This is a genomic window from Brevundimonas poindexterae (genome assembly GCF_020524625.1).
Lineage (GTDB): Bacteria > Pseudomonadota > Alphaproteobacteria > Caulobacterales > Caulobacteraceae > Brevundimonas > Brevundimonas poindexterae_A.
Map to the genome: position 1 here is coordinate 801,644 of NZ_JAIVLL010000002.1, position 21,571 is coordinate 823,214.

21 protein-coding genes are annotated in these 21,571 nt (G+C 68.1%); 9 read left to right on the top strand and 12 right to left on the bottom strand.

Annotated elements, in window-relative coordinates; all coding sequences use genetic code 11:
- The first annotated feature begins 2 nt into the window (after positions 1 to 2).
- Positions 3 to 761, top strand: a complete 759-nt coding sequence (phnE, locus tag LC068_RS10290) for a phosphonate ABC transporter, permease protein PhnE (protein WP_226637094.1) — start codon at positions 3 to 5, stop codon at positions 759 to 761.
- A 37-nt stretch (positions 762 to 798) separates the two neighbouring features.
- Positions 799 to 1,848 carry a substrate-binding domain-containing protein gene (locus tag LC068_RS10295; protein ID WP_226636902.1) on the top strand — a complete coding sequence of 350 codons (1,050 nt, stop codon included), beginning with the start codon at positions 799 to 801 and terminating at the stop codon, positions 1,846 to 1,848.
- A 12-nt stretch (positions 1,849 to 1,860) separates the two neighbouring features.
- On the opposite strand, the gene LC068_RS10300 is transcribed toward LC068_RS10295, so the two are convergent.
- Both LC068_RS10300 and LC068_RS10305 read right to left on the bottom strand, forming a co-directional pair.
- Complete coding sequence (locus LC068_RS10300; protein ID WP_226636904.1) at positions 1,861 to 2,481, bottom strand: class I SAM-dependent methyltransferase; 621 nt, start codon at positions 2,479 to 2,481, stop codon at positions 1,861 to 1,863.
- Between the two features lie 2 nt (positions 2,482 to 2,483).
- Positions 2,484 to 3,572: a glycosyltransferase family 4 protein gene (locus LC068_RS10305; RefSeq protein ID WP_226636905.1), complete on the bottom strand. Its 1,089-nt coding sequence runs from the start codon at positions 3,570 to 3,572 to the stop codon at positions 2,484 to 2,486.
- 150 nt (positions 3,573 to 3,722) lie between these two features.
- Between LC068_RS10305 and putA the strand changes: the two genes are divergently transcribed.
- Positions 3,723 to 6,881, top strand: a complete 3,159-nt coding sequence (putA, locus tag LC068_RS10310; RefSeq protein WP_226636907.1) for a bifunctional proline dehydrogenase/L-glutamate gamma-semialdehyde dehydrogenase PutA — start codon at positions 3,723 to 3,725, stop codon at positions 6,879 to 6,881.
- 45 nt (positions 6,882 to 6,926) lie between these two features.
- Here putA and LC068_RS10315 read toward each other — a convergent pair whose 3' ends face one another.
- From LC068_RS10315 to LC068_RS10325, 3 genes are all read right to left on the bottom strand, one after another.
- Positions 6,927 to 8,144 carry an RtcB family protein gene (locus LC068_RS10315; RefSeq protein ID WP_226636909.1) on the bottom strand — a complete coding sequence of 406 codons (1,218 nt, stop codon included), beginning with the start codon at positions 8,142 to 8,144 and terminating at the stop codon, positions 6,927 to 6,929.
- A 275-nt stretch (positions 8,145 to 8,419) separates the two neighbouring features.
- Positions 8,420 to 9,331: a hydroxymethylglutaryl-CoA lyase gene (locus tag LC068_RS10320; RefSeq protein WP_226636911.1), complete on the bottom strand. Its 912-nt coding sequence runs from the start codon at positions 9,329 to 9,331 to the stop codon at positions 8,420 to 8,422.
- Positions 9,328 to 11,007 (bottom strand): ArnT family glycosyltransferase, encoded by a 1,680-nt coding sequence (locus LC068_RS10325; protein ID WP_226636912.1) that lies wholly within the window; start codon positions 11,005 to 11,007, stop codon positions 9,328 to 9,330. The genes LC068_RS10320 and LC068_RS10325 overlap by 4 nt, the downstream gene beginning before the upstream one ends.
- Positions 11,008 to 11,117: 110 nt before the next feature.
- Between LC068_RS10325 and LC068_RS10330 the strand changes: the two genes are divergently transcribed.
- From LC068_RS10330 to LC068_RS10345, 4 genes are read left to right on the top strand one after another with little or no spacing between them, the layout of a single operon-like run.
- A complete protein-coding gene (locus tag LC068_RS10330; RefSeq protein WP_226636913.1) occupies positions 11,118 to 11,858 on the top strand; it encodes a glycosyltransferase family 2 protein in 741 nt (246 codons plus the stop codon).
- A 17-nt stretch (positions 11,859 to 11,875) separates the two neighbouring features.
- Positions 11,876 to 12,880: a hypothetical protein gene (locus tag LC068_RS10335; RefSeq protein ID WP_226636914.1), complete on the top strand. Its 1,005-nt coding sequence runs from the start codon at positions 11,876 to 11,878 to the stop codon at positions 12,878 to 12,880.
- A complete protein-coding gene (locus tag LC068_RS10340; RefSeq protein WP_226636915.1) occupies positions 12,877 to 13,644 on the top strand; it encodes an ATP-binding cassette domain-containing protein in 768 nt (255 codons plus the stop codon). Before LC068_RS10335 ends, LC068_RS10340 begins: the two co-directional genes overlap by 4 nt.
- A gap of 54 nt (positions 13,645 to 13,698) precedes the next feature.
- Positions 13,699 to 14,121: a hypothetical protein gene (locus LC068_RS10345; protein WP_226636916.1), complete on the top strand. Its 423-nt coding sequence runs from the start codon at positions 13,699 to 13,701 to the stop codon at positions 14,119 to 14,121.
- Here LC068_RS10345 and LC068_RS13815 read toward each other — a convergent pair whose 3' ends face one another.
- The 6 genes from LC068_RS13815 to hslV all read right to left on the bottom strand — a co-directional run bounded on the left by LC068_RS13815 (position 14,122) and on the right by hslV (position 18,126).
- Complete coding sequence (locus tag LC068_RS13815) at positions 14,122 to 14,247, bottom strand: hypothetical protein (RefSeq protein WP_264182289.1); 126 nt, start codon at positions 14,245 to 14,247, stop codon at positions 14,122 to 14,124.
- A gap of 24 nt (positions 14,248 to 14,271) precedes the next feature.
- The gene (locus LC068_RS10350) at positions 14,272 to 14,661 is read right to left on the bottom strand and encodes a hypothetical protein (protein WP_226636918.1); all 390 of its coding nucleotides are present in this window, start codon (positions 14,659 to 14,661) and stop codon (positions 14,272 to 14,274) included.
- Positions 14,658 to 15,302, bottom strand: a complete 645-nt coding sequence (gene phaR / locus LC068_RS10355) for a polyhydroxyalkanoate synthesis repressor PhaR (RefSeq protein ID WP_226636920.1) — start codon at positions 15,300 to 15,302, stop codon at positions 14,658 to 14,660. Before phaR ends, LC068_RS10350 begins: the two co-directional genes overlap by 4 nt.
- A 76-nt stretch (positions 15,303 to 15,378) precedes the next feature.
- Positions 15,379 to 16,089, bottom strand: coding sequence for a PAQR family membrane homeostasis protein TrhA (trhA, locus tag LC068_RS10360; protein WP_209118891.1), 711 nt, complete (start codon positions 16,087 to 16,089; stop codon positions 15,379 to 15,381).
- A gap of 151 nt (positions 16,090 to 16,240) precedes the next feature.
- Positions 16,241 to 17,551: an ATP-dependent protease ATPase subunit HslU gene (hslU, locus tag LC068_RS10365; protein WP_226636922.1), complete on the bottom strand. Its 1,311-nt coding sequence runs from the start codon at positions 17,549 to 17,551 to the stop codon at positions 16,241 to 16,243.
- Complete coding sequence (gene hslV / locus LC068_RS10370; protein ID WP_226636924.1) at positions 17,548 to 18,126, bottom strand: ATP-dependent protease subunit HslV; 579 nt, start codon at positions 18,124 to 18,126, stop codon at positions 17,548 to 17,550. Before hslV ends, hslU begins: the two co-directional genes overlap by 4 nt.
- Before the next feature lie 160 nt (positions 18,127 to 18,286).
- On the opposite strand from hslV, the gene LC068_RS10375 reads away from it, so the two are divergent.
- Positions 18,287 to 18,715, top strand: a complete 429-nt coding sequence (locus LC068_RS10375) for a BLUF domain-containing protein (protein WP_226636927.1) — start codon at positions 18,287 to 18,289, stop codon at positions 18,713 to 18,715.
- A gap of 49 nt (positions 18,716 to 18,764) precedes the next feature.
- On the top strand, positions 18,765 to 19,499 hold the full coding sequence (locus tag LC068_RS10380; RefSeq protein WP_226636929.1) for a HesA/MoeB/ThiF family protein: 735 nt from the start codon (positions 18,765 to 18,767) through the stop codon (positions 19,497 to 19,499).
- Positions 19,500 to 19,502: 3 nt separating this feature from the next.
- On the opposite strand, the gene LC068_RS10385 is transcribed toward LC068_RS10380, so the two are convergent.
- On the bottom strand, positions 19,503 to 21,548 hold the full coding sequence (locus LC068_RS10385; protein ID WP_226636931.1) for an alpha/beta hydrolase family protein: 2,046 nt from the start codon (positions 21,546 to 21,548) through the stop codon (positions 19,503 to 19,505).
- Positions 21,549 to 21,571 lie beyond the last annotated feature (23 nt).

Here is a 21,571-nt window from a genome sequence, read left to right on the forward strand (position 1 = left end):
CGATGGCCTCCTGGTCGCTCGATCTGCTGCTGTGGGGCGGGCTGGCCGTGATCCTGATCGCCAGCTTCGGCCGGGTGGACATGCCCAATCTGGGCAATCTGTTCTCGAACGGCGAGAACATGCGGAATTATGGTCGGGACTTCCTGTCGCCGGACTTTTCGGACTGGAAATTGCTGGTCGGCCAGATGTGGCTGACGGTCCAGATCGCCCTGTGGGGCACCTTCCTCGCCGTATTCCTCGCCGTGCCACTCAGCCTGATGGCGTCGCGCAATCTGGCGCCCGCCTGGCTGGTCTGGCCGGTGCGGCGCGTCATGGACCTGCTGCGCTCCATTCCCGATCTGGTCAGCGCCACCCTGTTCATCGTCGCCGTGGGCCTTGGCCCGCTGGCCGGCGTGCTGGCCATCGGCCTGAATACCGCCGGGGTGCTGGCCAAGCTGTTCTCGGAAGCCGTCGAGTCGATCGACAACGGCCCAATCGACGGGGTCAAGGCGACTGGCGCCGGCCGTCTGCACGAGATCGCCTGGGGCGTCATTCCCCAGGTGGCCCCGCTGTGGACCAGCTTTGCGCTCTACCGGTTCGAGTCGAACAGTCGCGCAGCCACCGTGCTGGGTCTGATCGGCGCGGGCGGTATCGGCCAGGTGCTGTTCGAGAGCCTGCAGGCCTTCGACTACAATACGGTCTCGACCATCGCGATCATCATCATCGTGGCGGTGACCCTGATCGACATGCTGTCACAAGTCATGCGCAAACGTCTGCTTTAAGGGCGCCAGGCTGTCATCCGTATACGAGGATTGTTTCATGCGTCTCAGCATTCTGACTGTCGCCGCCGTGTCGGCGCTCGCCCTTGCCGCCTGCGGGGATCAGGGCGGTTCCGGTACCCGTGAGGGCATCTGGGCGGCCGGCTCGTCGACCGTCTTCCCCTTCACCACCCGCGTGGCCGAGAATTTCGCCCGCAACACCGGTGGCGCCATGCCGCGTGTCGAGTCGCTGGGCACCGGCGGCGGCATCCAGGCCTTCTGTCAGGGCGTCGGGCCGCAGACGCCGGACATCGCCAATGCCTCGCGCCGGATGAAGCAGTCCGAATACGATCTGTGCGCCCAGAATGGCGTCACCGAGATCATCGAGATCAAGATCGGCTTTGACGGTCTGGTGATCGCCACGGCCCGCGACGGCGCGGACTTCGCCTTCCAGGGCGCCGACCTCTATCTGGCGCTGGCCAAGGACGTCCCCGGCGGGGACGGCTTCATCGCCAACCCCAACACCACCTGGAGTCAGGTGCGCGCCGGCCTGCCGACCGGTCGGATTCTGGTGTATGGCCCGCCGCCCACCTCGGGCACGCGCGATTCCTGGCTGGAACTGGCCATGGCGCCCGCCGCCGAAAACCTGCCGGCGATGGCGGCCCTGGCCGAAAGCGACAAGGATGCGTTTGAGGCCCGCGCCCACACCCTGCGTGAGGACGGCGTCTGGGTCGACTCGGGCGAGAACGACAACGCCATCGTCCAGACCCTGACCCGCACCCCGGGCTCGGTCGGCGTGTTCGGCTATTCCTTCCTCGAGCAGAACAGCGAGTCGGTGAAGGCCGCCAGCGTCAATGGCGTCTACCCGACGCTGGAGACCATCTCGTCGGGCGAATATCCGATCAGCCGGTCGATGTATATCTACGTCAAGAAGGCCCACATCGGCGTCACGCCGGGTCTGGACCAGTTCGTGGCCGAGTTCGTCTCGGACGCCGCTTCGGGCCCCGGTGGCTATCTGCAGGATCGTGGTCTGGTGCCGCTGCCGGAAGCCGAACTGGCCGCCCAGCGTGAGACTGCACGGGCCCATACCCCGATGGCCCGCCCGGAGTAGGCGATAAAGGGCTCAAGACGTCGCGCGGTCGGCCAGCCGATGCGCGACGTCTTCCATCCGGTACAGCAGCAGATAGTGATCGCCCGACACCGGCTCGGGCATACTGTACGGCGGGGCTTCAAGGTTGAGGTGCCGCGAGGCGTGCGGCTGGGTCGGCTCCAGGTCGACGTTGTCGAAGCCGCGGTTGGTGGTCACCAGCAGCCACCCTGACCCCGACGCCGCCATATTCTGGAGGGCCGCCCAGACATCATCTTCGCCAAGATGGTTCAGCAGGTCCTTACTGAAGATCAGGTCAGCCCGTTCGGGAACGTCCCGAGCGATATCCAGCATGCGGAAATCGACGCCTGGATGGCGGTTCCGATTGTCCTCGATGAGCGTCGGCACGACATCGTAACCCGTGTACCGAAGGCCCGGATGAGCGCTCAGTAGTTCCGGCATCCAGTTGAAATCACCACATGGGATGTCGGCTATGGAGGCTATGGCCCGCTGCCGCAGAACGGCATCAAGGACGCTGATCGCGTGCCGGACGGTGGGCGAAGCCCGCTCGGAACCCGGACCGGAAGCCGACTCCGGGGACCCCCACAGGCGTTCGTCGTAGACCTTCGAAAAACGCTCTGTGTTGTCCTGTGTCACGATCACGCCGCCTGGGCCCGGCGGCGCAGGCGGGTGATGCGGCGCAGCCGTCGCCAGAAGCGGCCGCGCTCGGGCTCGGGATAGGGTTCGAGGTTCTCGACGAACTGCTCGGCCGAGGCCCGCCAGCTGAATTTTTCCGCATAGGCACGGACGTCAGCGCGATCCAGCTCCAGACAGGCCATGCAGGCCTTCTTCAGATCGTTATCGATGGCGCCGGCGCCCGAGCCCGGAATGATGTCGATCGGTCCGTGGGCCGGGAAGGCGGCCACGGGCGTACCGGTCGCCATGGCCTCAAGGATCACCAGTCCAAAGGTGTCGGTCCAGCTGGGGAAGACGAAGACGTCGGCATCGCGGAAGCAGCGGGCCAGCTCCGCGCCGAAGCGGGCGCCGAGGAATTTCGCCTCGGGGTATTTTTCCTGAAGCTCGGCGCGGGCCGGGCCGTCGCCGACCACGATCTTGGTGCCCGGCAGGTCCTGTTCGAGGAAGGTCTCGATGTTCTTCTCGACCGCCACCCGGCCGACGTTCAGCCAGAAGGGCCGGGGCCAGTCCTTGCCGCCCAGTTCGTCATAGATGCGTGGCAGGTCGGGGTTGAACAGTTCGGTATCGACGCCCCGCGACCAGGGCGAGACGTTGCGGAAGCCGTGCTCGACCAGTTCGTCGCGCAGGGTGGGGGTGGCCACCATCAGCCGTCCGGACGGCTTGTGGAACCACTTCATATAGGCATAGCCGACCTGCACCGGGACCGGGAAACGCGCGGAGATATATTCAGGAAATTTCGTGTGGTAGCTGGTCGTGAACGGCAGCTTCCACTCCACGCAGATGCGCCGCGTGGCGATCCCGATCGGGCCTTCGGTGGCGATATGGACGGCGTCGGGCTCAAACGCGCGCAGCCGCTCGCGGATCTCCTCTTCCGCGCCCAGCGCCAGCCGGATTTCCGGATAGGTGGGGCAGGGAATGGTCTTGAACTGGCTGGGCTCGATAACCTCGACCTCGTGGCCCATGCCGCGGCATTCCGCCACGGTTCGGGTCAGGGTGCGGACGACGCCGTTGACCTGGGGCTCCCAGGCGTCGGTGGCCAGAATAATGCGCATGGAGGGGCCGCTGCAGCCTTTGTGTCTTTCCGGGCCGAAGACTTACCCCGAAGCGCAGGCGAAGGCGAGCGATGAACGCGGCAAGCGTGGCAGGAAAGACTTGTCGGCACCCCCCTCCCGCTTCTCCAAAGAAGTCGTTATGGGGGCCGGATGGCCCTGAATTATACCTCCGCCCCGTTTGACGAATCCGCCCTCTCGCAGGACTGGGATACGCTCGACCAGTCGAAGTTCGTCGACGAGACCCAGTCGGTCCGCGCGCTGCTGGCGCATATCCCGCTGTCCGGCGAGGAACGTGCCGCCGCCGTAGACGAAGCCGTCACCCTCGTCGAGTCGGCCCGCAAGGACTATCGCCTCGAAGGCGTGGTCGAGAGCTTCCTGCAGGAGTTCTCGCTCGGCACCCGGGAAGGCCTGGCCCTCATGTGTCTGGCCGAGGCCCTGCTGCGGACGCCCGACGAGGACACGCGTGACAAGCTGATCGCCGAAAAGATCGGATCGGCCGACTGGGCCAAGCATATGGGCCAGTCCGACAGCCTGTTCGTGAACGCCTCGACCTGGGGGTTGATGCTGACCGGACGTCTGGTCGAGGTGGACGAGGACGCCCGTCGCGATCTGCCGGGCTTCCTGCGCCGGGTGGCGGGCCGGGTCGGCGAGCCCGTGATCCGCCAGGCCGTGGCCGCCGCCGTCCGCATGATGGGCGAGCAGTTCGTCGTGGGCCGCACCATCGGCAGCGCCCTCAAGCGCGCCAACCGCGAAAAGTGGCTGTGCAGCTTCGACATGCTGGGCGAGGGCGCGCGTACGGTCGCCGATGCCGAGCGCTATGAGAAAATCTACGCCGACGCCATCCATGCGGTCGGTAAGGGGCGGGCCCAGCGCCCCGAGTCCAGGGGCCCGCAGACCGGCCACGGCGTGTCGGTCAAGCTGTCGGCCCTGTCGCCCCGCTATGAGGCGGTCCAGAGCGCCCGCGTGTGGGAAGAGCTCTATCCCCGGGTCAAGCGACTGGCCCTGATCGCCGCCGAATATGACATGAATTTCTGCATGGACGCGGAAGAGGCCGACCGCCTCGTCATTTCGCTGAAACTGCTCGACCGGCTAGCGAACGACCCTGACCTTGGCGAATGGAAGGGGCTTGGCCTGGCGGTCCAGGCCTATCAGAAGCGGGCCCCGGAAGTGGTGGCCCGCGTGGCCGAGCTGGCCCGCACCTCGGGCCGGCGGCTGATGGTGCGTCTGGTCAAGGGCGCCTATTGGGACACCGAGATCAAGCGCGCCCAGGTGATGGGGCGGACCGACTACCCCGTCTATACGACCAAGGCCGCGACCGACGTGAACTATCTGGTCTGCGCTCAGGCCATCATTGATGCGGCCCCGCATCTGTACGGCCAGTTCGCCACCCACAATGCCGTCTCCCTGACCGCGATCCACCGCATGGCACGCCGCGCCGATGTAAAGGTCGAGTTCCAGCGCCTGCACGGCATGGGCGAGGCCCTCTATGACGCGGCCGAGGCCCGCTGGAAGGATGACCGGCCGGTGGTGCGCGCCTATGCCCCCGTCGGTGGGCACGAGGAACTGCTGCCCTATCTGGTCCGTCGCCTGCTGGAGAACGGTGCCAATTCGTCCTTCGTCCATGTGCTGATGGATGAGCGGGTGCCCGCGATATCGGTCGCCACCGACCCCGTCTCGCTGGTCGAGGCCCAGCCCGACCGCCACGCCCGTATCCCCGTGCCCCGGTCGATCTACGGCGACCGCCTGAACTCACTGGGCCGCGACTATACCCGCAAGAGCGATCGCGAAACGCACGCCGAGGCGCTCGAACTGGTGGACCGCGAACGCCTGACATCGGGCCCGATGATCGGAGGCCTGCTGCACGCCGGCGTCCATGCCGAGGATGTGACCAACCCCTATCGGCGTGACGATGTCCTGGGCCATGTGTCCGAGGCCTCGCCGGACGAGATCGACAACGCTATCGAAAAGGCCGGCCGCGCCCAGCTGGCCTGGGATCGTCAGGGCGGCCCCGCGCGCGCCCATGTCCTGCGCGCCATGGCCGACGGGCTTGAAGCCGACCTCGACCGTCTGGTCGCCCTGCTCAGCCGCGAGGCGGGCAAGACGCTGAACGACGGCGTGGCCGAGGTGCGCGAAGCCGCCGACTTCTGTCGCTATTACGCCATGCTGGCCGAGCGCGACTTTGCCGGTCCCGAGACGCTCACCGGTCCGGCGGGCGAGACCAACCGCCTGATGCTGCACGGTCGCGGCGTGTTCGCCTGCATCAGCCCGTGGAACTTCCCGCTGGCCATCTTCACCGGTCAGGTCGCCGCAGCGCTGGCTGCCGGCAACGCCGTGGTGGCCAAGCCCGCCGAACAGACCCCGCTGATTGCCGCCGAGGCGGTCCGCCTGTTCCAGCGCTGCGGCCTTGAGCCCGATGTTCTGGCCCTCCTGCCGGGCCGGGGCGAGACGGTCGGCGCCAAGCTGGTATCGCACCCCGGCATCAACGGCGTCGCCTTCACCGGCGGCACCGAAACGGCCTGGGCGATCAACCGCGCCATCGCAGCGCGGCCGGGACCGATCCTGCCCTTCATCGCCGAGACCGGCGGTCTGAACGCCATGTTCGTGGACACCACCGCCCTGCGCGAACAGGTGATCGACGATGTGCTGGTGTCGGCCTTCGGGTCCGCCGGCCAGCGCTGCTCGGCCCTGCGCATCCTGTATGTGCCGAAGGACGGCGCCCAGGTGCTGGTCGACGGGCTGAAGGGCGCGCTGGATGCCCTGGTGATCGGCGACCCGGCCGATCCTTCGACCGACATCGGTCCGGTGATCGACGCCGAGAGCCGCAAGGTGCTGGAAGACCACGTCGCGCGGCTGGAAAAGGAGGGCAAGGTCATTGCCCGGGGCAATTTGCCCGAAGGCGCCGATCGCGGGGACCTCTTCGCCCCGGTGATCGCGGAGATTCCGACGTGCGACTTCCTCGAGAAGGAGGTCTTCGGCCCGATCCTGCACATCTATCGCTATGGCCCGAACGAGCTGAAGACGGTCACCGAGAAGCTGGCCGCGCGTGGCTATGGGCTGACGCTGGGCGTGCACAGCCGGATCGAGGCCTTTGCCGATCAGGTCATCCGCCTGGTCCCCGCCGGCAATGTCTACATCAACCGCTCGATGACCGGCGCCGTGGTGGGCGTCCAGCCGTTCGGCGGCGAGGGCCTGTCGGGCACCGGTCCCAAGGCCGGTGGTCCCCACAGCCTGATCCGCTTCGCGGCTGAAAAGGCCATCTCGAACAATATCGCGGCCCAGGGCGGCGACCCGGCGCTGATGAACCTCTGATCCGAACGACGAAAGCCGGCTCCGCTTGCGCGAAACCGGCTCCCGTCATCCCTTCACGCACACCACCTGACGCAGGGTGTGAACCACCTCGATCAGGTCGGACTGGGCCGCGATGACCGCATCGATGTCCTTGTAGGCCATCGGCGTTTCGTCGATCACCTCGGCGTCCTTGCGGCACTCTACGCCCTCGGTCGCGCGGATGTGGTCCTCGACCGTGAAGCGGCGCTTGGCCTCGGTCCGGCTCATGGCCCGACCGGCGCCGTGCGAGCAGGTGCAGAACGAGTCCGCATTGCCCTTGCCGCGCACGATGAAGGACTTCGCCCCCATCGAGCCGGGGATGATCCCCAGTTCACCGTCCTTCGCCGAGACCGCGCCCTTGCGGGTCAGGAACACGTCCTTGCCGAAATGCTTCTCCTTCGAGACGTAGTTGTGGTGGCAGTTGACCGCTTCCTGCGTCGTCTCCAGATCCGGCCAGAAGACCTTCAGCACACCCAGCACCTGCTCCATCATCACCTCGCGGTTGGCGCGGGCGTATTTCTGCGCCCACGACACGGCGCGGACGTAGTCGATGAAGCCTTCGGAGCCTTCCGGGAAGTAGGCCAGGTCCTGATCCGGCAGGTTCAGGAACCAGCGCCGCGCCTCGTGCTTCGCCCGCTCGATGAAGTAGGACCCGAACCGGTTACCGACCCCGCGCGAGCCCGAGTGCAGCATGACCCACAGGTCACCGGCCTCGTCGAGGCACAGCTCGACGAAGTGGTTTCCCGTGCCCAGGGTTCCCAGATGGCCAAAGCCGCGCGGATGCGCCGCTTTCGGGTGCTTGTCGACCACGGCCCCATAGCCGGCCTTCAGCGCCTCCCACCGGGTGGCCGCGGACGTCGGCGGTTCGGACTGCCAGGCGCCCTTGTCGTTGCGCCCGCCATTGTCGGTCCGACCGTGGGGCACCGCCGCCTCGATGGCGGACCGGATGCCGGACAGGTCGTCGGGCAGGTGTTCGGCCCGGACCGAGGTCCGCACCGCCATCATGCCACAGCCGATGTCGACCCCTACGGCCGCCGGAATGATGGCGCCCACCGTCGGGATCACCGATCCCACGGTCGCGCCCTTGCCCCAGTGCACATCCGGCATGACCGCGACGTGCTTGTGGATGAAGGGCAGGGCGGCCACATTCTTCAGTTGTTGAAGCGCCGCATCCTCGATCGGCACCCCGCGGGTCCAGGCCTTGATCGGCACCCGCTCGCTTTCGATTACGTCATAGCCGGACATGGCCGACGTCTCCTCTTCTGTCTGGTTCTCCCGAACCGGTCAGAGGACGCCTGTCTGGATATGACAAACCCCTCCGCCGGAAGCAGGAGGGGTTGGAAAAAACCGAAGCCGTTACGCCCAGTCGCTTACCAGATCCCTCCCGCGCACGCGCCATTGCCCTCGACCGGCTGGCGGTCGAGCAACATGGGCAGATACGAAGGAGCGCTTCTGGTGAACATGGGTGTCTCGGTTTCGGGAGGGCGCTGTTAGACGAAACAGGCTGACAAGGCAAATCCCTAGACGGGCCATCCCCCTGCGCGGCTGAGGGCGCTGGGAGCCGGGCGGCCGATCTTCTCGCCGATCCAGCGGGCGGTTTCGATCAGGGCATCGAGGTCATAGCCGGTCTCGAAGCCCCCGCGCTCAAGCATATAGACCAGGTCCTCGGTGGCGATATTGCCCGTGGCCCCGGGGGCGAACGGACACCCCCCGATGCCGCCCACCGAGGCGTCCAGAACGCCGACCCCGGCCTCGATCCCCGCATGGGCGTTGGCCAGGCCTGTGTTGCGGGTGTCATGGAAATGCAGGCGCAGGGTGGCGTCGGGCGCGGCCTTCCTCGCCGCCTCGACCTTTCTGGTGACCGCCCAGGGGTCGCCGGCGCCGATGGTGTCGGCCAGGGCGATCTCGCGAATGCCCATGGCGGCATAGGCGCCCACCATGTCGGCGACCTGATCGACACTGACCTCGCCGTCGAACGGGCAGCCCCAGACGCAAGACAGGGTCACCGACAGCGACGGCGCAGCATCCCCGGGGGCGGCATTGTGGCGGCGGGCGACGATGGCCTCGACCATGGCCCGCTGTCCGGCCCGGTCCAGCCCCTGGTTCTTCAGCCCGAAGCCGTCGGTGGCGGCGACCGAAACATTGACCTCATCGACCGCTGTGGCGATGGCCCGGTCATAGCCCCGCCCGTTCAGCACCAAGCCGATGCGACTGCGGCCCGGCTCGGGGGGCAGGGCGGCCATGACCTCTTCGGCGCCCGCCATCTGGGGCACATATTTCGGGTGGACGAAGCTGACCGCCTCGATGCGGCGGGCACCGGCGGCCTCCAGCCGGCGGGTCAGCTCGGCGCGGACGGCGGGCTCCAGTACCGTCTTCTCGTTCTGCAGGCCGTCGCGGGGACCGACCTCGACAATCTCGATCCGGCGCCTCATCGCGCGCCCTCGACCGGCACATCGGCCCCCGGGGGCGCATAGACGGTCAGATCGACGTCATCGCCGGTCGAATAGTTGTGGCCGCTCACCTCGCCGACCGCGCGGCCGGTCACGCCCAGCCGGGCTGCCGCCTGGGCAAAGGCTTCGGCGTCGCGCGCCTCGACGATGGCCGGCCGTCCCTCGGACAGCGCCCGCGCGGCGCCCTCGGCATCGGTCAACTGGGTGGTACGCCCGGTCAGGAAGACAAAGCTGGGCTCGTGGAAGGTGGTAATCGCCACGGGGCTGGTGGTCAGCCCCTGACGCGGATGCAGATTGGCCTCCTTCAGCACCTTGGTCAGCTGTGGGGCGATGGCCAGCGGGCGCAGCTGCCGGATCGTGCCGGACAGGGCGGTGTGGCTGAGAACGCCCAGGGCGAGGGCGGTGACCAGGGCCGCCACTGGCGCCTTGTTCAAGAGCAGGAAGCCCCCCACGGCCGCGGCCGCGACGGCTGAGACCATGGTGATCGCCGCCCAGGTCTGGGCGGTCGAGGTGGCATAGTTCGACACGCCATAGACAGTGATGGCCACGATCAGTCCGGCCGCGACCAGTCCAAGGACCGCCCCCACCCGGCGCGAGAGGGCGCCGATCGGCCGGGTCAGGGCCACGGCGGCCAGCAGCGCCAGCGCACCGAAGGTCGGCAGGGTGTAGTGGACCAGCTTGGTCGGCGTCAGCTCGAAGATCAGCCAGCCGGGCACCAGCCAGCAGATGAGGAAGCGGATGGCCGGTTCCGTCCGCCGATGCCAGGCGGTGGAGATCGAGGCCGGCAGCAGCAGGGTGGCCGGAAAGAACAGCAGGGGCAGCAGCAGCAGATAGACGCCCGGAGGGGCGCCGTGGCTCTCATGGCCGCCCGCCACCTTGGGCGCCAGATCCCCGGCAATGGCCTCGCGCCAGAAGCCACCGTCGGTGGCGACCGTGATGGCCAGCGCCCACGGGCCGACGATCAGGGCGACCAGCGCCAGTCCCCAGCCCCAGCCCAGCGGTTTCAGCCAGCGGAAGTCCCGGTCCCAGACCGACAGGGCCAGAATGGCGGGCACGATGACGATCAGGCCGATCGGCCCCTTGACCAGAATCGACAGGCCCAGTGCCCCCCAGAAGATCAGCTTGTGCGGTCGGCGTGGGGGATCATTGGCCCGCACCGCCAGATAGATGCGCATCAGGGCGGCCATCGCCGCGGTCACACAGGCGACCAGAACCGCGTCGGTCTTGGCGATCCCGGCCTCGGTCGACAGCAGGAAACAGGCCCCCAGTATCGCCCCGGCCAGCACGCCGGTACGGGTGCCGAAGACCGCTGTGCCGACCCAGGCACAGGCGAGGGCGGCGATCATCGCCCCCAGCAGCGAGGGCAGGCGATAGGGCTGGATGGCGCGGTTCTCGGCATTGCCGGTCACCGCGACCGCAGCGGCCTGCATCCAGTAGATGCCGACGGGCTTCTTCCAGCGCGGCTCGTCCTGAAAGCGAATATCGACGAAGTCGCCGGTCTCCAGCATCTGGGACGTCGCCTGCGCATAGCGGCTTTCATCCCGGTCCAGCGGCGGCAGCAGCAACAGGCCGGGCAGGCCGGCGACGAACGCCACCAGGGCGGCAAGGGCCAGGCCGCGCCAGCCGCGCAGTCGATGGGCGAGATCCAGTCCGGTCATGGCTCCGCTTCTATCACGCACTTTCCGATTGCGTCAGCCGCCTCGCGCGAGCGTGACCGGTCCTGCGCGCGACCCTCCCCCTTCCGCGCAAAACCCGCTAGATAGCGGCCATGACAGCCGCTGCGCCCCTCATCTCCGTGGTCGTTCCCGTGCATGACGAGGCCGGGGCGGTCGAAACCCTGGTCACCGAAATCGCCGAGGCCTTCGCCGGCCGGAACCATGAAATGGTGCTGGTCAATGACGCCAGCCGCGACCAGACCCTCGCCTTGCTGGAGGGCTTGAAGGCGCGCGTTCCCACGCTGCGCGTGCTGTCCCACGGCACCAATGCGGGCCAGAGCCGCGCGGTGCGCACCGGCGTGCTGGCCGCGCGGGGCGAGGTGGTGGTGACCCTGGACGGCGACGGCCAGAACCCGCCGTCAGAGGCGCCGAAGCTGGTCGACGCCCTGCTGGCCGCCCCGCCCGAGGTTGCGCTGGTGGGCGGTGTTCGCCAGCGGCGGCAGGACACGGGGGCCAAGCTGTGGGCCTCGCGCTGGGCCAACCGCATCCGCAAGCGCCTGCTGGGCGATGATGCCGACGACACCGGTTGCGGGCTCAAGGCCTTCCGCCGCGACGTCTTTTTGCGGCTTCCCTATTTCGATCACATCCACCGCTACCTGCCGGCCCTGATGATCCGCGAGGGCTATCAGAACCGCTATCTGCCGATCTCGCACCGCGCGCGCGACACGGGCCAGTCCAAATACACCAACTGGGAGCGCCTGATGGCCAGCCTGTCGGACCTGCTCGGCGTCATGTGGCTGAAATCGCGGGCCCGGAACCCCGGCCACATCACCGAGGTCGGGGACGGGGAATAGGCGAAACGGGGGCAGGCATGGATATCGCGAGCGTCTTTCGCGCCCCCCTGTTCCGGCATGACAGCCGGATTGCGAAGAACAGCCTTCGGCTGGCCCTGGCCGGTCGGGGCGACCAGCTGTTCGTTGCGGCGGTGACGGTCGTGGCGCTGGCGGCCTTGCACCACCTCCTCTCGGGTCGGCCGCTGGCCGTGGTAATCAGCCTTGCCCTCGGGGCCTCCGCCCTGTGCGGACTGGGCGTGGCGGGTCTGGTTCACAGGCGCCTGGAATTTCAGGCGTCGGACGGCAGTCTGGCGGCGCAGGCGCTCTGCCCCGAAGCTCGCCGCGATTACAGCCTGGCCCTCCATCTGGTGTCGGTCGCCCCGGTCATGATCATTGCCCTGATCGCGAAACCCGAGGCCATGCTGGCCGCCCCGTTCGGCTATCTGGCCGGTGCGCTCGCCGGGCATGGCGTGCGGGCCGTCCTCCCCACCGGGGGTGTGCGCGCGAAAGGGCGGATGCCACTCGGGGTTCAGACCTTCCTGAACCGACCCGTGTCGGGAGCCGTCATCGGGGGCCTGCTTTGCCTGATCCTGCCGTTGCTAGGGGGTTTTGATCCAGCCCGGGGCGCCGCCTTCGCCGGAATAATGGTCGGCGTCGCGTCGCTCGCCCTGACGACAGTGGATGATGCGGTCGTGCGGTTCATGACTCTCTCGGGATACACCGCAGAGCGTATTGTCTGGCTTCAGGCCCGGCCGCTGCTGCTGTGTCTGGCGTTGAGCCTTCCGGCCGCCCTTGTCCTGTCCCTGCCGCTGGCAGCCCTCGCGATAGCCGGCGTCGGGGTGGCCGCGCTGGTGCTTATGGCCGCGCGCATCCTGGCCTACCGGGTTCATGACCGGCGCGTGGCCGATGTGGTCCTCGGCCTGTGCGTCGCGGTATGCGGGGTTGTCGGCCTGACCTTTCCGCCGGCCCTTCCCCTTGTTGGGCTCGCCGTGCTGGGCGTGCTGGCCCGGCGGTCCATCCCGGCCACGTGGCGCCTGTCATGACGGCGGCTGTCGAACTCTTTCAGGCCTCGGTCGAGCGGTCGGGCCGGCGGGTGATCCGGCCGGTGGACATGGCCGTACCGGCCGGGGGCTGGTTCGGCCTGATCGGCGCCAACGGCTCGGGCAAGACCAGCCTTCTCCGGGCGATTGCCGGGCGCCTCCCCTTCTCTGGCGGACGCTGCCTGATCGACGGGGTCGATCTTGCCGGGGAGCGTACCGCCCGGGCCGGTCACTTCGGCTTTGCCCCGCCCGCCGACCGGCTCCCGGAAGCCCTGCGGGTGCGCGATCTCCTTGAGCTGGTCGGGGGTGACCCGGACACGGCGCTTGCACGTATGGGACCGGTCGGAGACGCCCTGGGGATCGAGGCCCTGTGCTCGCGCCGGGTGGGCGACTGTTCGGCGGGCATGCGCCAGCGCGCGGCCGTGGCGCTTGCCTTCGCCGGCGGGCCGCGGCGCGTCATTCTGGACGAGCCCTTCAACTGGCTGGACCCCGTGGCCGCCTTTGACCTGCGCGAGGCCCTGCGCGTCCGTGTGGACGACGGGCTGACGCTCATCACGGCCCTTCATGACCTGGGCACCCTGGCCACGGTCTGTAACGCCGGTCTGATGCTGGTGGACGGCCGCGTAGCCCTGACCCTGGACCGGGAGAGGCTGGCCGAAGCGGCCGCTGACCCGCGCCGGTTCGAACGCCGGACCATAGACCTGTTGCGCTCGGGGGCGCCCGCGACCGGACACGGCACAGGGGAACAGGGTTGCCGGAAAGGTTAACCGGCCTCAATATTGGCGCGGACGTCCGCCCTGCGGACATGGAGGGAACAGGCTATGTGGATTGCCGTACCGCTGCTGGTCGTGCCGTGGCTGATTTACAATGTCGTGGTCCTGACCGGCCTGCTCGGCGGGGATCCGTCGCTCGGGGCCGATCCGGCGCTCCGTCAGGCCGTCTTCAGCATTCCCATGACGTCCGGCGTACGCTGGAGCGTGGGCGTCGGCGACATGATCCTGTTTTTCGGGCTGATCTTCCTGTTCTTCGAACTGCTGAAGTCGACCTCCAGCCAGAAGGTCGCCATCATCAACCACGCCCTGTCGATGATCCTGTTCGTCGTCTGTCTGGTGCAGTTCCTGCTGATCCCCAGCTTTGCCACGTCCACCTTCTTCCTGATCACCATCATGATCATGCTGGACGTGCTGGCGGGCTTCATCGTGACGATCATCGCCGCCCGCAAGGATCTCGACTTCGGCGGCTGATCAGCCGAACACGCTGAACACCAGCGCCACGATCAGCACATCGGTGGTGCGGGCAACGAGCGACATGAGGGTGGCCATCGGCATGGTCCGGGCTCCGGTACGGGACAGGGATCCCGTACCCAGCAAGGGTCATGCCGCGCGGTCAGGCGCTCAGATTTCGGTCTTCTTGGCCTGGCCCGGTGGCGGGCGGCGGTCCTTCTCGCCCGTATATTCGGTGCCCAGATAGGCCGAGCGCGCGGCGTCCAGCACCGGCGGGCCGCCTCTCAGGCCCTTGCGGGCGCCGGTCTGGCCCAGCATCTGCGCCTCGAAGGCCCCGGAGGCACTGACCGGCGGGACGGTGTGGGCCGCGGCAGGGCTTGCCGCCGGACCGGCAGCTTCATCCCGGGACCCGGCATCGTCTTCCCGGGGCACCAGTGCCCGGCCCTCGGCGCGCCGGTCGGCCTGACGCCGCTCATCCTCGCGTCGCCGCCGCTCGCGACGATCCGGGACCGCACCGCTGACGGGGGCCGAAGGACCGACGGGCGGGATGCGGTCGGTCATGCGGGGTCCGATCCGCCCTTCTTCGCCCCCCGACCACTGCCCTGGGCCAGGCGGTCGATCTGGGCGCGCATCTCGTCCATCTGGCGACGCATGTCGTCGAGGGCGGCATCCTCCGCGCGCGGCGGTGCGGCGGGCGGTGCCACCGGTGCTTCCGCGGTCTCGCCCGTATCGCTGCGGTAGGGGTTGAAGCCCGGGAACAGGGTCATGGCGCGCTGGAACATGGCCATGTTCTGGCGCACCACATCCTCCATCAGCCCGGCCCCCGCGCCCGTGCCGAAGGCCCGGTTCAGCTGGCTGCGGAACTGCTCCTGCTGTTTCGAGAAGGTGTCGAGCGACATCTCCAGATAGCTGGGCAGCACGCCCTGCATCTGTCCGCCGTAGAAGCCGATCAGCCGCCGCAGGAATTGCACGGGCAGCAGGGCCTCGCCCCGGCTTTCCTCCTCGAAGATGATCTGGGTCAGGATGGTGCGGGTCAGATCGTCGTTGGTCTTGGCGTCATAGACGACGAAATCGACCCCCTCGCGCACCATGGCCGCCAGATCGTCCAGCGTCACATAGGAGGAGGTGGCCGTGTTGTAGAGTCGGCGGTTCGCGTACTTCTTGATGACGATCGTGTCGCCACCGGGCTTGGCATCCGTCACGCTGATGTCCTTGTGGTGAAACCGCCGCCACTATCGCGCGCGAAACGGGTTTGCGCCAGACTCGTCTGTCAGGGCCTCAGGTGCCGGGCACCAGCACCACCCCGACCAGCACGGCGGCCCAGTGCACACCGGCCCCGGCCACGACAAATCCGTGCCAGATGGCGCGCCGGAACTTCACCTTGGGGCTGATGAAGACGAACACGCCCGAGGTATAGACCAGCCCCCCGATCACCAGCAGGATCAGGGCCGCCGGATGGACGGTGTCGAGCATGGGCTTCAGCGCCAGCACCGCCAGCCAGCCGAAGATCACATAGACGGTGCTCCAGATCGCGTCCGACAGGCGCGGCAGCACCAGTTTGGCGGCCACCCCGCCCAGCGCCAGTGCCCATATCAGCAAGGTGAAGCCCGTCGACCAGGCGCCCTCGAACCGCTGGGTCGTAAACGGGGTATAGCTGCCCGCGATCATCAGGAAGATGGCGGCCTCGTCCAGCCGACGCAGCAGGGGTCGGGCGGCGCACGGCCGGGTCAGGTTGTAGACGGTCGAGGCGGTCAGCATGGCGATCAGGCACAGGGCATAGACCGCCGTCGCCACGATCAGGCCCGCACTGTCGGCCGAGAAGGACGACATCACTGCCAGAACAATGCCGCCGATACCGGCCAGACCGAGGCCGATCAGATGCACCCACAGGTCCGCCAGCCGCTCGCCGCGCGTCTCATAGTGCTCGATCATGTCGAGCTCGTCCGGTTGCATGATCCGGCGAAACAGGCGGAGCGGGGTCTTCATCATGGGCCATGCCTTCCGGTCGAGGCGGGGTCATACGGAAACAGCCAGTCTGGCCGACCTTACGGCCCTTCAATGACCAGCCCCTGAACAGGCTCCCCTGCGGGCCACAAGTTTTTGGCCTGCGGCCCGGGGGCCACAGGCCGGGGCCCGCGCGCTACAGGATGTAGCGGCTCAGATCCGTGTCACCCGTCAGATCGCCCAGCCGCGCGCGGACCGCCTCTGCATCGAAGCGGATCGTTTCGCCTGACAGGTCGGCGGCCTTGAAGCTGGTCTCCTCCAGCACCCGTTCGACCACGGTGATCAGCCGGCGGGCGCCGATGTTCTCGATGGCGCTGTTGGCCGCCACGGCGGCGTCGGCCATCGCCTCGACGGCATCGTCTGTGAACTCAAGGGTCACATTCTCGGTCGCCAGAAGGGCCTGGTTCTGGCGGATCAGATTGGCCTCGGGCTCGGTCAGGATGCGGCGGAAATCCTCGCGGGTCAGGGCCTTGAGCTCGACGCGGATCGGCAGTCGCCCTTGCAGCTCGGGCAGCAGGTCGCTGGGCTTGGATACGTGAAAGGCGCCCGAGGCGACGAACAGCACATGATCCGATTTCACCGGGCCGTAGCGCGTGGCGACCGTCGTGCCCTCGATCAGGGGCAGCAGGTCGCGCTGCACGCCCTCGCGGCTGACGTCGGCGCCGCCCCGGTCCTGGCGCGCAGCGACCTTGTCGATCTCGTCGATGAAGACGATGCCTTCGGTCTCGGCCAGCTGAACCGCCTCGCGCGCCAGACTGTCATTGTCGAGCAGCTTGTCGGACTCCTCGGCGATCAGCGGGGCATGGGCCGCCTTGACCGACAGGCGCACGGTCTTCGTGCGCGGACCGCCCATCTTGCCCAGCATCTCGGTCAGATTGATCATGCCGACATTGCCGCCCGGGCCCATGCCCGGCAGGTCCAGACCCGGAACGGGCGAGGCCGTATCCGCCAGTGCCAGATCGATCTCCTTGTCGTCCAGCTCGCCCTTGCGCAGTTTGGCGCGGAAGGCATCCCGCGTGGTCGACTGGGCGCCCGCGCCGACCAGGGCGTCCAGAATCCGGTCCTCGGCCGCGCGCTCGGCCTGGGCGCGCACCTCGCCCCGGCGACGGTCCCGAACCAATACCAGCGCAGCCTCGACCAGATCGCGCAGGATCTGGTCCACGTCCCGGCCGACATAGCCGACCTCGGTGAATTTGGTCGCCTCGACCTTGAGGAAGGGGGACCCCGTCAGCCGCGCCAGCCGGCGGGCGATCTCGGTCTTGCCCACGCCGGTCGGCCCGATCATCAGGATGTTCTTGGGCGTCACCTCGTCGCGCAGGGGCTCGGCCACCTGTTTGCGGCGCCAGCGGTTGCGCAAAGCCAGCGCCACCGCGCGCTTGGCATCGGCCTGACCGACGATGAAGCGGTCCAGTTCGGAGACGATCTCACGGGGCGACAGATCGGTCATTCGCGGCCTCCCAGCGTTTCAACCGTGAGATTGCCATTGGTGTAGACGCAGACCTCGGCGGCGATGGCCATGGCCTTGCGGGCCACCGCCTCGGCGTCGAGGTCGGTGTTCTCGATCAGGGCGCGGGCGGCCGACAGGGCGAAATTCCCGCCCGATCCGACCGCCGCCACGCCGTGCTCGGGCTCCAGAACGTCACCCACGCCGGTGACGGTGAAGATCGAGGTCTTGTCCGCCACCAGCAGCATGGCCTCCAGCCGCCGGAGGTAGCGATCAGTCCGCCAGTCCTTGGCCAGATCGACACAGGCACGGGCCAGCTGATCCGGATACTGCTCCAGCTTGGCCTCCAGCCGTTCCAGCAGGGTAAAGGCGTCGGCGGTGGCGCCCGCAAAGCCCGCGACAACGCGCCCGCCGGCCAGGGTCCGCACCTTGCGCGCGGCCCCCTTGACGATGGTGGGGCCCATGGAGACCTGGCCGTCGCCAGCAATCACGGTGGTGCCGCCCTTGCGGACAGCCAGAATGGTGGTCCCGTGCCAGCCGGGGCCGGAGTGAGAGGCGGAATCGTCTGTCTGGTTCATGGCCGCCCAGATGGGGCCGACATGGCCCGCTCGCAACCTCAAGGGGTTGAAATGTAACAGGCAAATGACGGCCATATTTTTGCCCCTGTAAACCATTACATTGAAATGATATTCCAAGTGCACGCGTCGACGTCTGCAAACCTCACCCCACGGGAACTCAATGCTTCATCGCCTCACCTATGTGAGCGACGCCATGGGCTCGCTCGGCACCAGCCTGTTGTCCATGGCTCAGGTCCTTGGTGTGTCCGAGGTCAACAATCGTCGTGACCATCTGACGGGCGCGATCGCGATCGAGGCGGGTCGCATCGTCCAGGTCATTGAGGGCGAACGCGTCGACATCGACCGGCTCATGGGGCGGCTCGCGGGGGATCCCCGCCACGCGAACCTGCGCGTTCTGGCCGACCGTCCTGTGGCCGACCGCCTTTTCCGGGCGCCGATGGCCCATTGCCATCTGGAGACATGGAACACGCGTCTCGATCTGGTCGACCTGTCGGAAGGCCGTATTGCCGTGGATCGCGCCGAAACCCTGCTGGCCGAATGCGCCCGGGGGGAGGATGAATCGCCTGCCCGGACCGGAACCGACGGCTAGGCGCACCTTCGCTGTCGCCTGACGGGCGGAAGCGTCCTAGACAGGCGGCGTGACCTTTTCCGAAGACGAGATCGAACGCTACGCCCGCCATCTGGTGCTCGCCGACGTCGGTGGCCCCGGCCAGCAGAGGCTCAAGGCCGCGCGCGTGCTGATCGTGGGGCTGGGCGGTGTCGGGGGCCCGGCGGCCCTCTATCTGGCAGCAGCCGGGGTCGGGACCCTGGGCCTGATCGACGACGACACGGTGGCCCTGTCCAACCTCCAGCGCCAGATCCAGTTCGACACGCCGGATATCGGAAAGCCCAAGGTTGCGGTCTCCGCCCGGCGACTGACGGCCCTCAACCCGCATGTCGCGGTCCAGACCTTTGCCGAACGCCTCACCGAGGAAAGCGCGGCGTCGCGTCTGGTCGGCTGGGATCTGGTGATCGACGGCACGGATGACTTCGACACGCGGATGGCGGTCAATGCAGCCTGTGTGGCCTCGGGCATTCCGCTGGTCTCGGGGGCCCTCGGCGCCTGGAGCGGACAGGTCGGGGTGTTCGAGGGGCGGCCCTGCTACCGCTGTCTGGTGCCCGAGGTGCCGCCCGATGCCGAAACCTGCGCCCGCGTGGGCGTGGTGGGCGCCCTGGCCGGTCTGGTCGGCAGTATGGCGGCGCTGGAAGCCATCAAGTGGTTGACCGGCGCGGGCCAGCCCCTGACCGGCCGTCTGTGGATCCATGGTGCCCTGGAAGGGCGCAGTCGCACCGTTACGGTCACTGCGGACCCGACCTGCCCGGTCTGCGGCTGAAAATCAGGCGAAGGCCTGTTTCAGCAGGACGATGTAGCGTTCCACCAGCTCCTGCTCCTTCGCGGCCGGCCAGTCGGCGTGTCCGGCATCCTCGACCTCGATCAGCTCGGCCGTCTTGCCCGCCCGGTCCAGCGCCTCCTTCATGCGGCGCGATTCGATGACCGGCACGACGGGATCGTCGACCCCATGCACCAGCAGGACCGGACAGGCGATCTCGGCCGCCCGTCGCCGGGGCGAGGCCGAGGCCAGTTCGGTCTCCATTGTCGCCGGATCGCCGATGCGTTTGGTCCAGAAGTCATAGACCAGCCGCCCTTCGGTATCGTCCTCGCGGCGCTCCCATTCCAGCATCTCGAGCAGGTCGGCGACGCCACAGATGGCGATGGCCGCCTTGTAAAGGTCGGGCCGTCGCACGGCCCCCATCAGGGCGGCGTAGCCGCCGTAGCTGGACCCCATGATCGCCACGCGGTTCGCGTCCAGCCCTTTCAGGGCGATGGCATGGTCGATGGCGTCCTCGACGTCCTCCTGCATGCGGCCGCCCCAGCGGCCCCATCCCTCGCGCGCAAAGGTCATTCCGTAGCCGCCCGAGCCGCGGAAATTGGGCCGCAACACCCACCAGCCCTGGGCGGCCAGCACCTGCACCTGCCGGTCCCAAGTGCGCAGGTCACGGACCTCGGGACCCCCGTGCGGCAGGACCACCAGCGGGCCGGGCTGGCCTCCCGGCGGGGCGGTCAGATAGGCCTCGATCGAGGCCCCGTCGCGCGTCGTCACCTTCAGGGTGTCGGTCAGGCCCAGCCGCTCGAAGTCGAGCGGGCGAATGGCGCCCAGATTGACCACGGCCCGGGCCTCGCGGTCATAGAAATACCAGGCTCCCGGCTCGCGCGGTCCGGTCACGCCCACCACCATCCGGTTATGGTCGCGGCTGAGATCGTTCAGATAGACGTCGCAGTCATTGTCCATGAAGGCGTTGAGTGCCCGGTGGTGCGCGCCCAGCGAGGCATCGGCAAAGTCATACTCCAGCCGCTCGCCATAGAAGGCTGCGGCCACATAGCGGCCGGCGGCATCCGTCACGCCATGCATGACGTCCCGGTCGTCGCGCCGCGCCATGGGGGCGCCCATGCCGAGCGTCGTCAGGTCCATTTCCCGGACCGCCATAGTGTCCTCGCCGTCGACGCGTGCGGTCACCAGAATGGTGCCCGGGGTGTCGCCCTCGCCCACCCATTCGAACTCCGGCAGGTCGCCGATCCGGTTGCGGCGGATCGCACGCCAGGCGCTGGACCCGGGCGCGCGCCCGGACACGGTCAGCACTGTGCCGCGCGGATTGACGTCATAGCGGATGACCGGAACCCCGCCCTGGGTCTCCCAGCCGATGGTGCCCGAGCTGCCGCGCTCGATCCGGTCGGCCGATCCGGTCGCCACATTGACCTTGTGCAGGCCCAGCACGCCGTCGCGTTCCCACGCCGCCATCAGCACATGGTCGGGGTCGTTGCGCAGCAGGTCCACCACATAGCCGAGGTCGCGGGACGCGCGCAGCCGGCGCCGGTCATCCTGGAACATGACGGCCATCTCGCCCGTCACTGCGCTGACCGATAGCAGGCGTTTGGACGTGACTTCCTGCGCTGTGGTCCGGCGATTGGACCCGGTCACCGCCTGCGGACCGACCTTGACCGTGACGGCCACCCGCACCAGCAGGTGCTCGTCATTCGCCCATTCCATACCCTCGACCTCGGTGGGGCCCAGGTCGATGCGCTTGCGCTGGCCTTCCGGATCGTTTGCGTCCAGCACGTCGATGACCCCGTGCGGCTCCTCCTCGGTCCCCAGCTGGTCCAGCACGGCAATCAGCGTCCCGCCCGGCGACAGGGTCGCGGCGCGGGTACGGGCGGGGGTGAAGAAGGCGTCGACAGGGTAGGGCGTGACACTCTGGCGCCGGCTTGCGGCCCGCGCCATCTCTGGCCGCAGCCCCAGCAGGCCGACGCCGCCCAAGCCCGCAGCCGTGGCCAGCAGCCGACGCCGCGACAGGACCGCGAGGGCCGTCACACCTCTGGATTTCATCAACTTTCCCCCCAAACAACCGG

Coding starts and splice junctions, on each gene's coding strand:
- LC068_RS10320 (WP_226636911.1), bottom strand. CDS start 9,331: ATGAGGCGCCGGATCGAGATTGTCGAGGTCGGTCCCCGCGACGGCCTG.
- phnE (WP_226637094.1), top strand. CDS start 3: ATGGCCTCCTGGTCGCTCGATCTGCTGCTGTGGGGCGGGCTGGCCGTG.
- trhA (WP_209118891.1), bottom strand. CDS start 16,089: ATGATGAAGACCCCGCTCCGCCTGTTTCGCCGGATCATGCAACCGGAC.
- LC068_RS10295 (WP_226636902.1), top strand. CDS start 799: ATGCGTCTCAGCATTCTGACTGTCGCCGCCGTGTCGGCGCTCGCCCTT.
- LC068_RS10330 (WP_226636913.1), top strand. CDS start 11,118: ATGACAGCCGCTGCGCCCCTCATCTCCGTGGTCGTTCCCGTGCATGAC.
- LC068_RS10375 (WP_226636927.1), top strand. CDS start 18,287: ATGCTTCATCGCCTCACCTATGTGAGCGACGCCATGGGCTCGCTCGGC.
- LC068_RS10305 (WP_226636905.1), bottom strand. CDS start 3,572: ATGCGCATTATTCTGGCCACCGACGCCTGGGAGCCCCAGGTCAACGGC.
- hslV (WP_226636924.1), bottom strand. CDS start 18,126: ATGAACCAGACAGACGATTCCGCCTCTCACTCCGGCCCCGGCTGGCAC.
- LC068_RS10335 (WP_226636914.1), top strand. CDS start 11,876: ATGGATATCGCGAGCGTCTTTCGCGCCCCCCTGTTCCGGCATGACAGC.
- LC068_RS10325 (WP_226636912.1), bottom strand. CDS start 11,007: ATGACCGGACTGGATCTCGCCCATCGACTGCGCGGCTGGCGCGGCCTG.
- hslU (WP_226636922.1), bottom strand. CDS start 17,551: ATGACCGATCTGTCGCCCCGTGAGATCGTCTCCGAACTGGACCGCTTC.
- LC068_RS10350 (WP_226636918.1), bottom strand. CDS start 14,661: ATGACCGACCGCATCCCGCCCGTCGGTCCTTCGGCCCCCGTCAGCGGT.
- LC068_RS10385 (WP_226636931.1), bottom strand. CDS start 21,548: ATGAAATCCAGAGGTGTGACGGCCCTCGCGGTCCTGTCGCGGCGTCGG.
- LC068_RS10340 (WP_226636915.1), top strand. CDS start 12,877: ATGACGGCGGCTGTCGAACTCTTTCAGGCCTCGGTCGAGCGGTCGGGC.
- LC068_RS10345 (WP_226636916.1), top strand. CDS start 13,699: ATGTGGATTGCCGTACCGCTGCTGGTCGTGCCGTGGCTGATTTACAAT.
- LC068_RS10315 (WP_226636909.1), bottom strand. CDS start 8,144: ATGTCCGGCTATGACGTAATCGAAAGCGAGCGGGTGCCGATCAAGGCC.
- putA (WP_226636907.1), top strand. CDS start 3,723: ATGGCCCTGAATTATACCTCCGCCCCGTTTGACGAATCCGCCCTCTCG.